General features: G+C 53.2%; 12 protein-coding genes. 3 read left to right on the top strand and 9 right to left on the bottom strand.

Annotation, left to right across the window (positions count from 1 at the left end; translation table 11 throughout):
- Positions 1-96: 96 nt before the first annotated feature.
- The 9 genes from urtA to AB4876_RS03160 form a co-directional block, all read right to left on the bottom strand.
- Entirely contained in the window at positions 97-1,413 is a 1,317-nt protein-coding gene (gene urtA / locus AB4876_RS03120) for an urea ABC transporter substrate-binding protein (protein WP_368380188.1), read from the bottom strand.
- Between the two features lie 254 nt (positions 1,414-1,667).
- Positions 1,668-2,291, bottom strand: a complete 624-nt coding sequence (locus tag AB4876_RS03125) for an urease accessory protein UreH (RefSeq protein ID WP_368380189.1) — start codon at positions 2,289-2,291, stop codon at positions 1,668-1,670.
- A 17-nt stretch (positions 2,292-2,308) separates the two neighbouring features.
- Positions 2,309-2,920, bottom strand: a complete 612-nt coding sequence (gene ureG / locus AB4876_RS03130; protein ID WP_008253386.1) for an urease accessory protein UreG — start codon at positions 2,918-2,920, stop codon at positions 2,309-2,311.
- A 32-nt stretch (positions 2,921-2,952) separates the two neighbouring features.
- Positions 2,953-3,621: an urease accessory protein UreF gene (locus AB4876_RS03135; RefSeq protein ID WP_368380190.1), complete on the bottom strand. Its 669-nt coding sequence runs from the start codon at positions 3,619-3,621 to the stop codon at positions 2,953-2,955.
- Positions 3,614-4,084, bottom strand: coding sequence for an urease accessory protein UreE (ureE, locus tag AB4876_RS03140; protein WP_368380191.1), 471 nt, complete (start codon positions 4,082-4,084; stop codon positions 3,614-3,616). Before ureE ends, AB4876_RS03135 begins: the two co-directional genes overlap by 8 nt.
- A gap of 52 nt (positions 4,085-4,136) precedes the next feature.
- A complete protein-coding gene (ureC, locus tag AB4876_RS03145; protein WP_301028595.1) occupies positions 4,137-5,840 on the bottom strand; it encodes an urease subunit alpha in 1,704 nt (567 codons plus the stop codon).
- A 4-nt stretch (positions 5,841-5,844) separates the two neighbouring features.
- On the bottom strand, positions 5,845-6,165 hold the full coding sequence (locus AB4876_RS03150) for an urease subunit beta (protein WP_368380192.1): 321 nt from the start codon (positions 6,163-6,165) through the stop codon (positions 5,845-5,847).
- Between the two features lie 20 nt (positions 6,166-6,185).
- Complete coding sequence (ureA, locus tag AB4876_RS03155; protein WP_008253381.1) at positions 6,186-6,488, bottom strand: urease subunit gamma; 303 nt, start codon at positions 6,486-6,488, stop codon at positions 6,186-6,188.
- A gap of 45 nt (positions 6,489-6,533) precedes the next feature.
- Positions 6,534-7,436, bottom strand: coding sequence for an urease accessory protein UreD (locus tag AB4876_RS03160; RefSeq protein WP_368380193.1), 903 nt, complete (start codon positions 7,434-7,436; stop codon positions 6,534-6,536).
- Positions 7,437-7,783: 347 nt separating this feature from the next.
- Between AB4876_RS03160 and AB4876_RS03165 the strand changes: the two genes are divergently transcribed.
- The 3 genes from AB4876_RS03165 to rep all read left to right on the top strand — a co-directional run bounded on the left by AB4876_RS03165 (position 7,784) and on the right by rep (position 11,679).
- Positions 7,784-8,047, top strand: coding sequence for an accessory factor UbiK family protein (locus AB4876_RS03165; RefSeq protein WP_008253379.1), 264 nt, complete (start codon positions 7,784-7,786; stop codon positions 8,045-8,047).
- Between the two features lie 43 nt (positions 8,048-8,090).
- Positions 8,091-9,572: a YifB family Mg chelatase-like AAA ATPase gene (locus AB4876_RS03170; RefSeq protein WP_368380194.1), complete on the top strand. Its 1,482-nt coding sequence runs from the start codon at positions 8,091-8,093 to the stop codon at positions 9,570-9,572.
- A gap of 100 nt (positions 9,573-9,672) precedes the next feature.
- Positions 9,673-11,679 carry a DNA helicase Rep gene (rep, locus tag AB4876_RS03175; protein ID WP_368380195.1) on the top strand — a complete coding sequence of 669 codons (2,007 nt, stop codon included), beginning with the start codon at positions 9,673-9,675 and terminating at the stop codon, positions 11,677-11,679.
- Positions 11,680-12,281 lie beyond the last annotated feature (602 nt).

Raw genomic sequence — 12,281 nt, forward strand, 5'->3', positions numbered from 1 at the left:
TAATGCCCCGTCACACCATGGCATGACGAGGCATCTTTTTGAAAAAGAAGTCCGGGGGAACTTCTTTTATTCAGCGAGCGAACTCGCTAAGAAGGCCTAGTAGTTTTGACCTGAGCACTTCTTGGTTTCGGTATTGTAGTTACCGCACATGATTTTAGGATTCTGCCAATCTGCTTCAAGCTTAGCGCTCTCTGGCAGGAAGTCAGTCCACGCATCACCAGGAACGGCCGCTTCGGTTTGCCATACGATATCGAACTGGCCGTTTTCTTGAATCTCACCAATTAGCACAGGCTTGGTCAGGTGGTGGTTGGGTAGCATAGTGGCCACGCCGCCAGTCAAATTCGGCACGCTAATCCCGATCAGGGCATCGTGTACTTTATCTACTTTAGTGGTCTTGGCTTTTTCGACTGCTTTCACCCACATATTAAAGCCGATATAAGTCGCTTCCATTGGGTCGTTGGTAACGCGCTTGGCGTCGCCGATATACGCCAGCCATTTATCAATGAAGGCATCGTTGGCTTCAGCATCGGCACTCATGAAGTAGTTCCACGCGGCAAGGTGACCAACCAATGGGCCAGTATCGAAGCCAGACAACTCTTCTTCACCAACCGAGAACGCGACCACCGGAATGTCTTCAGCAGATAAGCCTTGGTTAGCCAGTTCTTTGTAGAACGGTACGTTGGCGTCACCATTGATAGTTGAAACCACCGCGGTCTTTTTACCTTGTGAACCGAATTTTTTAATATCAGACACAATGGTCTGCCAGTCGGAGTGACCGAAAGGTGTGTAGTTGATCATGATGTCTTTTTCAGCCACACCTTTGCTTTTCAGGTAGGCTTCAAGAATTTTGTTGGTTGTGCGCGGATAAACGTAGTCGGTTCCCGCTAATACCCAGCGTTTAACCGAACCGCCGCCTTCACTCATCAAGTAATCAACGGCAGGTATGGCTTGCTGATTGGGCGCTGCGCCGGTATAGAAAACGTTTTTAGACGACTCTTCACCTTCGTACTGAACGGGGTAAAACAACAAGCCGTTTAATTCTTCAATGACGGGCAGTACCGATTTACGCGATACCGAAGTCCAGCAACCAAAAATAACATCAACCTTATCTTTCTCTAAAAGCTCTTTGGTTTTTTCGGCAAACAGTGGCCAGTTAGAAGCGGGGTCAACTACCACCGCCTCTAATTTTTTGCCCAGCAGGCCGCCTTTTTTGTTTTGCTCGTCAATCAACATCAGTACGGTGTCTTTCAGTGTGGTTTCACTGATCGCCATGGTGCCTGATAAAGAATGCAAAACACCGACTTTAATAGTGTCTGCGGCTTGGGCTATCGAGGCGCTTAGCGACAAGGTCGCTGCCGCCAACACAATACTGCTGTGTTTAGCGAAGGCCTTGATGGATGATTTTGTTTTCATTTTGTGCTCCCTAACTCTATTTTTATACCGCTAATTAATTCAATCTCACTGCGATTGCTATTAACGGACCCTGGCAATTCTACCCACGGGTATTAGCAGAAATGGTGCCAATCGGCTAAAAGCGGGCATTTGCAGGGCTTTGCGGGAAGCGGTGTTATGTTTTGATGCCGACAGCGATGCTGCCGGCCTTTTGCGCGTGCAAAGCAACGCACAATTACTGTGCGCAAGCACCAAAGAATGGCAAAGAAGGGATTTTAGTTATTGAGAAGTAAAAAAACGCCAAAGCCCATGGCCGACACCGCAAACAAGGATTGCAGTGAACGCTGCACCCCGTAATGGTAGCGACCCAAGCTAGAAAGCCCGCCACGCAAGGCGATCCCAACGCCAGCCATAGCTGTGATCAAACCAAAATTAAATACTAAAACATGCAGCATACCCAATGCGGGACTAGCCATGCCCGCAGCTGGAATCACCGCTAATAGCGGCGCCGAACCCGCACTACCATGAACCAAGCCAACCCACACTGCCGAGGGACCAACGCCCTGTTTTGAATCATGGCGATGATGTTGTCGCCATAAGTGATAAAAACTCAGGCCGCCAATCACAATTAACATCCACGCCACCAAGGATTCGGCAAACGCACTAAACTGCACAGGAATCGCCGCGCCAGCCAACAGCACTACGCTTGCCACCACAATGACCGCCAAGCCGTGACCCAAGCCCCAGTGCACCGCAAAACGCAGGCTGTGTCGGCCGTTGTCACGACTACTCATACCACTCACGGCAGCAAGGTGGTCGGCGTCAAAGGCGTGCGCCACCCCCGCCGCAAAGCCGAGTAATAACATACTTAATAGTGGCGCCAATTCCGTTGCTATCAAAGCCAAGCCTCCTTAACTCACGCCCCGAGCATGCCCTGCTCAACAATAAAATCAACAATTGCGGCAACGCCGCTGCCGTCTTTTAAATTGCTAAAAATAAACGGTTTGTCGCCACGCATGCGCTTGGCGTCGCGATCCATTACATTGAGGTCGGCACCCACCAAGGGAGCCAAATCAGTTTTATTAATAATCAATAAATCTGAGCGGGTAATACCCGGCCCGCCTTTGCGGGGGATTTTATCCCCCGCCGAAACATCGATCACATAGATGGTTAAGTCCGACAACTCGGGGCTAAAGGTTGCCGCTAAATTATCGCCGCCGCTCTCGATCATGATTAAGTCTAAATCGGGAAAGCGGCCACTGAGCTCAGCCACTGCTGACAAATTCATCGAGGCGTCTTCGCGGATTGCGGTGTGGGGGCAGCCGCCAGTTTCCACGCCGAGAATCCGCTCTTGATCCAGCACCTCGTGGCGCAGCAAAAACTCGGCGTCTTCACGGGTGTAGATATCGTTGGTGATGACCGCGATGTCGAAGCGCTCGCGCAACTCGGCACACAGGGTTTTAACTAGGGCGGTTTTACCAGAACCTACTGGGCCACCAATACCAAGCCGCAATGCAGGCTTTTTCATATAAATACTCCACAAATAATGAATAACAAATTCTATGATCGAAACAAACGTGAATACTGGGTTTCGTGCTGAGCCGAGGCCATTGCCAAACCCGGCAAACCAACACCGAGATCATCGCTGTCGCGTGTTTTCGCTGCACTCACACTGGCCTCCAATTTCGGCATTAAAGCCAACAATAAGCGCTGACCATCGGTCTGCCCTAGCGGCACCAATTTAATGGCCGCCGCCACCTGATTCTCTAACCAACTCCAGGCGAAACCGCTGAGCGCGTCATCGCTATTAACTTGCCAATGCTGGGCCGCCAAGGCGAATACCGTGGCAAAACTTACCGCCACGCCTTTGGGCCAAGCCAAGGCACTGGGCACTTCCAGTGAAACCAATAAGCGCAGCAACGCTTCGCCCATTTGCACGTCTTCTAATAACAATTCCTTGGATTCACGCGCCGCCTGTAAATAGTCATTCCAATAGGCGACATCGTCCAGCGCGCCAGCCTGCCATGCCGTATGCAGACGCTGTAAGACAGGTAAATCTAAACCACCCAAGCTGTGGCTTAACACCTCGCCAATCCAATCTTCTGCGCCCGTCAGACTCTTAACCCAACCTCGCTCAACCGCATACTCCAAACCCTGTGAATAGGCATAAGCCCCCACCGGTAAGGCAGGACTAACGAGATGCATTAAATGCAGTAATGGACTAGTCATGATGATGGTGGTGGCTGTGAATACTGCCCGCGCCACTATTATGGTAGGCGCCGTTCTCGGGGTGGAAGGGCTTTTCGCCAACTTGAACGCCTAAGCCTAAGCCGCGCAACATATCGTCCAGCACATGGTCGTGCTGATAGCGCAATTCCCCCGCATCAATCTGCAAGGGCACATGACGATTGCCTAGGTGGTAGGCGGCCCGCGCAAACAATAGGGTGTCGTCAGTGTGAACCAGCGACAGAGTTTCTTTAGCCGCCACCACCGATATTTGCTCGCCATTTTTGGCGATTAAAATATCGCCATCGGCAAGCACCTGACCCCGTTCAATATACCAAGACAAATCCTGGCCGCAGCGAGTTTTACCGCGAAAACGACTGCGCTGCCGATCTTGATAGTTCAGCACAATACTCATTTCTGGCGCTAAACCCTGGCCCTCACTTGCTACCTCAAAACACTCAAGCATCACTTACTTCCAAATTAAAATTAATTTTTCTCAACTAATTAGAACCAGCAAATCAAAACAAACAATAGCGCTGGGCCAAGGGCAGCTCGGTAGCGGGTTCACAAATTAATAGCTGGCCGTCGGCACGCACCTCGTAGGTATCAGGGTCGACCTCCATCACCGGCTGATAATTGTTCAACACCATATCGGCCTTGGTCACATTACGGCAGTTTTTCACTGCGACTAGCGGGCGATCTAAACCCAGTGCGCTGCCAATATCAGCATCAATCGCGGCTTGGCTAACAAAACTCACCGAGGTCTGCACACAGGCTTTACCATAGGCGCCGAACATCATCCGGTAATGCACCGGCTGCGGGGTGGGAATCGACGCATTGGGATCGCCCATGGGCGCGGCGGCAATGGCGCCGCCTTTAATAATCATGGCGGGTTTAATGCCGAAGAACGCTGGTTTCCACAACACCAAATCGGCAAGCTTACCTACCTCGATAGAACCCACCTCATGGCTAATACCGTGGGCAATGGCCGGATTAATCGTGTATTTGGCGATATAACGACGGGCGCGGAAATTATCATTATCTGCGCTGTCTTCTGCCAGCGGACCGCGCTGCACTTTCATTTTGTGAGCAGTCTGCCAAGTGCGACACACCACTTCGCCGACTCGGCCCATAGCTTGGGAGTCGGAGGCAATCATCGAGAAGGCGCCAAGGTCATGCAGAATATCTTCAGCGGCAATGGTTTCCTTGCGAATGCGGGAATCCGCAAAGGCCACGTCTTCGGGAATATTGGGATCAAGGTGATGACAGACCATGAGCATATCCAAATGCTCGTCCACAGTGTTCACCGTATAGGGCCGCGTCGGATTGGTCGATGACGGCAATACATTGGCCGCGCCGCAGGCTTTGATAATATCCGGCGCGTGACCGCCACCAGCGCCTTCGGTGTGATAGGTATGAATGGTGCGGCCCTTAAAGGCGGCGAGGGTGTCTTCGACAAAGCCCGACTCATTTAGGGTGTCGGTGTGAATTGCGACCTGCACATCGTATTTGTCCGCCACACTTAAACAACAATCGATAGACGCTGGGGTGGTGCCCCAATCTTCGTGGAGCTTTAAGCCCATGGCACCGGCTTTAATTTGCTCTTCCAGCGAATCTGGCAAACTGGCGTTGCCCTTGCCGAGAAAGCCCAAATTCATGGGAAAGCTCTCGGCGGCTTGCAGCATTTTGCCCATATGCCAAGCACCCGGCGTACAGGTGGTGGCATTGGTGCCGGTAGCGGGGCCGGTGCCACCACCGATCATGGTGGTCACGCCGCTCATCAAGGCCTCTTCAATTTGCTGAGGGCAAATAAAGTGGATGTGCGAATCGATGGCACCGGCGGTTAAAATCTGACCTTCACCGGCAATCACCTCGGTGCAGGGACCAACAATAATATCGACATTGGGCTGAATATCGGGATTACCGGCTTTACCAATGGCGCAAATTCGACCGGCCTTTATCGCCACATCGGCTTTAACCACGCCCCAGTGATCTAATATCAAAGCATTAGTAATTACCGTGTCTGGGGTATGAGCACCGCCTAACTGACTCTGGCCCATGCCGTCGCGAATGACTTTGCCGCCACCGAATTTCACTTCTTCGCCGTAGGTGGTGAAGTCCTTCTCTACCGAGATCCATAACTCGGTGTCAGCCAAACGCAGGCGGTCGCCCACTGTGGGCCCGTACATATCCGCGTAGGCGCGGCGATCTATCGTAGCCATTTATTTATGCTCCTTGCTTGTCGAGGGCGCCCATTACATCGCCACGAAAACCATACACTTCTCGCTTGCCCGCCAGCGCCACCAACTCTACTTGACGGCTTTGGCCAGGCTCAAAACGCACCGCGGTGCCCGCCGCAATATTCAAACGAAAACCCCGACTCGCCGCGCGATCAAAAATCAGCGCGGGATTGGTCTCAAAAAAATGGTAATGGGAACCAACCTGTATTGGCCGATCACCACTATTGGCCACGTCAATCACGCAGGTTTCGCGACCGGCATTGAGGGTAATATCGCCCTTGGCTGCGATTAATTCTCCGGGAATCATAAGTGCTCCGTTATGCCTATTTAAACGATGGGATTATGGACAGTGACCAACTTGGTACCGTCGGGGAAGGTCGCCTCCACCTGTACCTCGTGAATCATTTCGGCAATGCCGTCCATCACGTCATTTTTGGTCAGCACTTCACGCCCCGCGCTCATCATCTCGGCTACCGTGCGACCTTCGCGAGCGCCCTCCATTACCGCCGCCGAAATCAGCGCAATCGACTCGGGGTAATTTAATTTCAGGCCCTTGGCCATGCGGCGTTCGGCCAATAGTGCGGCGGTAAACAGTAATAATTTATCTTTATCTCTGGGACTCAATTCCATGGCGGTGTCATCCTGTTTTCAATTAATTCTCATTTCGATGCTTACTTAAGTGTTCCAAATCCGTGGCGGGCAGGCCTCGCGGCCATTAAATTGCGGTCGAAGCTGCGCCCACAGCCACGCAAAACCTTTGCGGCACTGCTCCGGCGAATCACCCAAATAGCGCGCTAAAAAAATATCCCGCTTTTGCGATAAGCCCCACTCCGCCGCCAACCAAGCATTTTGCTCAGCAAGCTTAGTGAGGCCGTCGCGCAATTTATCCATCATGGCCTGATCGCAAATCATCGTCGCGAAAAAGCTGCCGCTCACCGAGGCGCCAGCCATACCCCAAGGCGCATCCAGCATGGCGCTGCCCCCCAGCCATTCGGTGCGTTCAACTAATAGTGGTTTGCCGTCGCGACGTATGTCGATTTTTTGCAGGCAACGACCCTGGGCAAACCCTTCGCCACTGGCGCGGCGGCCCAGCACCACAATATCCCATGCACATAAACGGGCATTGCCCTGCAGAGCGAAGTGATTACTCAATTCGGCTTCAGCGCCTTCAAATACAATGGTTTCCTGGGGCAGCCATTCCAAACAGGCGCCATCGGCAACATCAGCGCTCACGCCTTGAGACTGCGCCGTTTTCGCCAAATCACTGCGATACACCTTGCCCGCCGAGGGCGTGGTCAACAGCGCTTGCGCCCCAGCATCCAAACTTACTGCCACCCGCAAGGTATCGCCGGCCACTATGCCGCCAGGCGGGTGCAGGAGATAAACATGACAGCAATCTCCCTCAGGATAAAAAGGACGCTGCACCCGCAATGGCCCCTTGTGTAAAATTCGCACCAAATCAGTGCGATTTTCACTGGCACGCAGACCAAGCTCAATCGCCGCTGGCCACGATTTACGCGGAGCCAGATCACCACCGTGGCCAGTATGTGCAGATATTAAGGGGGCTAGGGCCGTCAACGGCAATTCCTTGTTTGTAAAACTAATTAATAAGATCGCGGAGCGCCTTTGAGTTAACGCCGCTCAATGCGTTGCAAACAATATCCGTGAGCAATAACTGTACCATCACTGTGCGTTTTTATTAGCACTGCGCCAAATCGGATCTTATTATCGGAAAATGCGCACCAATATTAGGCGAGCTAGTGGGAGAGGCTTGACGGGAGACGGTAAACGCTAAGATAAAATCTAAACCCGACTTGCCTTTGCGTCTCCCGTCTCCCGTCCAGCATTTAGCTTGCGAGGCGCCATACATCTCCCATGCATCGCCAATAAACGATACACTTAGCCCATCAACGAGGTAACGATCCATGGCTAAACCCGATTTTATTGCCCAGCTGGCGCAACAGGCCAGCAAGCTGATGAATAATGGTCCTGAAATTCAGCAGGACATCGAAGAGAAAGTGCAGGTGTTACTACAAGGCGGATTCAGCCGCTTAAACGTGGTGTCTCGCGCCGAATTTGACGCCCAAGTCGCTGTGTTGAATCGCACGCGCAGCAAGTTGGAAACACTGGAGAAACAGCTCGCGGAATTAACTGAGCAATTAGCAAACCAAACCGGCAGCAATACCTAAACATCGTATTTCAAAGAATAGCGCCGCCTTCAAGGATGAAGACATGCCCCTCGCTACCGTATACAGCCGCGCCAAGCTTGGCGTGCACGCGCCACTGGTCACCGTAGAAGTCCACTTATCTGGCGGTTTGCCCGCCTTTAATATTGTCGGCTTGCCCGAGGCCAGCGTACGTGAAAGCCGCGACCGAGTGCGCTCTGCCCTCGTTAACTCGCGCTTTGAATTTCCGGTTAGCCGCATCACCGTCAACCTTGCCCCCGCCGACTTACCCAAAGAAGGTGGCCGCTTCGATTTACCTATCGCCATCGGAATCTTGGTCGCCTCTGGGCAATTGCCGACCGCACCACTCGCCAATTGCGAACTGATTGGCGAACTTGGGCTGAGCGGTGAATTGCGCGCGGTAGATGCCGCGCTGCCCGCTGCGGTGCAAGCTGGCGAGGCGGGGCACAGCCTGATACTGCCCGCCGCCAACGCGGGCCTTGCCAGTATTCTCGATACCAGCGATATTCGCGAGGCCCACTCCTTGCTCGCGGTAGTTGCCCACCTCCACGGCCAGCAGGCGCTGCCCTATGCTAGCGCCGACGATTCGGCAGAATTAGCCGAACACTATCCCGACCTCAGCGAGGTGCGCGGCCAAGCAGGCGCCAAACGGGCACTGGAAATCGCCGCGGCGGGCGGTCACTCGCTCTTACTCAGCGGCCCGCCCGGCACCGGAAAAACCCTACTCGCCAATCGCTTACCGGGTATTTTGCCACCCCTTAACGAAACTGAGCGTTTAGAAATTGCCACCGTGCAATCAGTCGCTGGGCTACCGCTGCGGCTGAACCGGCCTTTTCGCGCGCCCCACCACACCGCGTCGGGGGTGGCGCTGGTTGGCGGTGGCAGCTATCCGCGGCCCGGTGAAATTTCCTTGGCCCATCACGGCGTATTATTTTTAGATGAACTGCCCGAATACCCCCGCAAAGTACTCGAAGTACTACGCGAACCGATAGAATCTGGTGAGGTAACCATTTCACGCGCTACCCAACAATTAACCTTCCCGGCTCGATTTCAATTAATAGCGGCGATGAACCCATGCCCTTGCGGTTTTGATGGCGACAGCGGCAAGGACTGCCGCTGCACCCCCGACCAAATCCAGCGCTATCGGGGCAAGCTATCTGGGCCGCTACTCGACCGCATCGATTTACGCATTACCGTGCCCCGCCTGCCGCCAGGGGTTTTACAGGAAGATGGCCTAGCGGAAAGCAGCGCCACCGTGCGCGAGCGAGTTTGCGCGGCCCGCGACCGCCAATTGCTGCGCAGCGGCAATATCAACGCCCAACTCAGCGCCGCGCAGGTGCGGCAGTTTTGCTCGCTAGACACCCCCAGCAAGCAATTCATGCTCAAAGCTGAGCAAAAACTCGGGCTGAGCGCCCGCGCCCACCACCGCTTGCAAAAGATCGCACGCAGTATTGCTGACCTCGCTGGCGCTGAGGCTATTAGCCTTGCCCATTTACAGGAGGCCATGATTTACCGAGGCGAACTTTAACGGTATTAATTAGCCGCATTCGCCCTGAGAGTTCTTGTTGACCATACGCACTGTTACAATGCCCGGCCCTTCTAGCACAATCTCGGGAAAGATCATCAGCGTGAGTAAACTCAACGACAGACAACGCGAAGCGGTTCGTTATATCGACGGCCCGATACTGGTGCTAGCAGGCGCTGGCAGCGGCAAAACCAGCGTTATCACGCGCAAGATGGCTTATTTGATCGAGAAATGCGGCATGCCTGCCCGTCATATTGCGGCGGTGACCTTTACCAACAAGGCCGCCCGCGAAATGAAGGAGCGCGTATCCCAGCTGGTAAAAGGCAAAGAGGCCCGTGGCCTCACGGTGTCGACCTTCCACAATTTAGGCATGAACATTCTGCGCGCCGAGTACAAGGCGCTGCAGTACAAATCTGGTTTCTCCATTTTTGACGGCCAAGACGCGCAAACCCTGATTCGCGACTTATTAATGCAGGATCACAGCGCCGAAAGTGACAACGCCGACCGCATTCAGCAGCGTATATCCCAGTGGAAAAACGAATTCATTACCCCCGAGCAGGCGATTGCCAGTGCCGAGGGGCCAGCCGACATACTTTGTTCCCAAGCCTATTTGCGCTACCAAAGCGCTTTAAAAGCTTATAACGCGCTGGATTTTGACGACTTGATCATGCTGCCCGCGCTCTTGTTTGAGCAGCACCCTGCCATTTTAGAAAAGTGGCAGCAGAAAATACGCTATATGCTGGTGGACGAATACCAAGACACCAATGGCTCCCAATACCATTTGGTTAAGCAGCTCGTCGGTGGCCGCGGCGGCCTAACCGTGGTGGGCGATGACGACCAATCGATCTACGCATGGCGCGGCGCCAAACCCGAAAACCTCGCCTTGCTAGGCAAAGACTACCCCCACCTAAAACTGGTCAAGCTCGAGCAGAACTACCGCTCCACCGCGCGCATCCTCAAAGCGGCCAATACGGTTATTGCCAACAACCCCCACGAAATGAATAAGGCACTGTGGTCTGAACTGGGTTATGGCGATCCGATTCGAGTTATTCGCTGCCGCAATGACGACGCCGAGTGTGAGCGGGTGGTCACCGAGATTCTCGACCACAAACTCCGCACCCAGGGACGTTTTGGCAATTACGCGGTGTTGTATCGGGGCAACCACCAGTCGCGTTTATTGGAACTTAAACTTCAGGTTCACCAGATTCCCTACAAACTCAGCGGCGGCACCTCGTTTTTCAGCCGCAACGAGATTAAAGACATCATGGCCTATTTGCGCCTGATCATTAATCCCGGCGACGACAACGCCTTTTTACGCATAGTAAACGTGCCCCGCCGCAAGATTGGCACCTCAACTTTAGAGAACCTCGGGCGCTATGCCACCGAGCGCGAAATTAGCATGTACGATGCCTGCGACGAGTTTGGCCTCGCCCAGCGCCTGCCCGAGGCCGCCTTGCTGCGCCTGCGGGAGTTCACCAGCTGGCTGGGTAATTTGCGCCGCAAATGCTACGAAGAAGACCCCATCGATAGCATTCGCCAGCTGTGTAGCGACATAGATTACTTAGACTGGCTTATCCAAAACAGCTCCTCGGTAGCGATTGCCGAGCGCCGCATGGCCAATGTTCACATTCTCATTAGCTCTTTGGAAAAATCCCTTAAAGATGACGAAAGCGACAATGCCATTGAGGGCGCAATAACACGTCTGGTATTGCGCGATTTAATGGAGCGTCAAGAAGACGAAAAAGAGAGCGACGATCAAGTTCAGCTCATGACCTTACACGCCGCCAAAGGTTTGGAGTTTCCCCATGTGTTTATGATCGGCTTAGAAGAGGGCATTCTGCCCCACCAAAACAGCATTGACGACGGCATGGTCGAGGAAGAGCGCCGACTCTGCTATGTGGGTATTACCCGCGCCCAGCGCACCCTAACCATGAGCTACTGCGCCAAGCGTAAAAGTTTTGGAGAATTCACCAGCTGCGAACCCAGCCGCTTTCTTGCCGAACTTCCCCAAGAAGATTTGGAGTGGGAGGGCCGCGGCGACGCCGACCCAGTGCAAAACCAAAAGCGCGGTGGTGAGACCTTGGCCAGTCTCAGGGATATGTTGGGTTAGTAGTCAAGCAAGTTAACTACGCAGTTGCTTCCCGTCTCTGTCGGCAATTCATTTTGGTATATAGGCCTCTAACCGTCGTTGCAACAGTCTCATAACGTAAATGAAGATCGCGGGCTCAGCGTTTTACGCTGAGACCACTGGCCACCGACTGCAATACACTCATTTCGCGTTTGCCGAAGCGAGACTCCTCACTAAACGAAGGCCAAATTCGGCAATTAGACGCCGCGCTAATTTAGTCGTCAGCCGGGGACTACCTGAAATCACTTCTTGGAGTTGCGGTACAAATACGGCATCGTCAATAGCGACGTATCCATCCGCACCGGCGCGCAGCGAAGCCAATAACTCATCGGAATCATCATAAAGTGTTGTCACAATACAGCGTAGCTGTGTCTGAAAGCACTTAATTCGACTAATTAATGGCAACACCGAATCTAGCGCAAGTGTACATATATAGATAACAAGTAAATCAGGCGATCAATGTAGAAGCATAGTTTCCGCTTCATCAACTCGCACTTCGGCAACACCATAAACCAAGGCTACTTCTTTAAAAACCAGCAGCGCAGCTCTAAATTCCCCTCAATTATTAATACACGTAAATTCAA

It is taken from the genome of Zhongshania guokunii (genome assembly GCF_040892635.1).
In the GTDB taxonomy this organism is placed as follows: domain Bacteria; phylum Pseudomonadota; class Gammaproteobacteria; order Pseudomonadales; family Spongiibacteraceae; genus Spongiibacter; species Spongiibacter guokunii.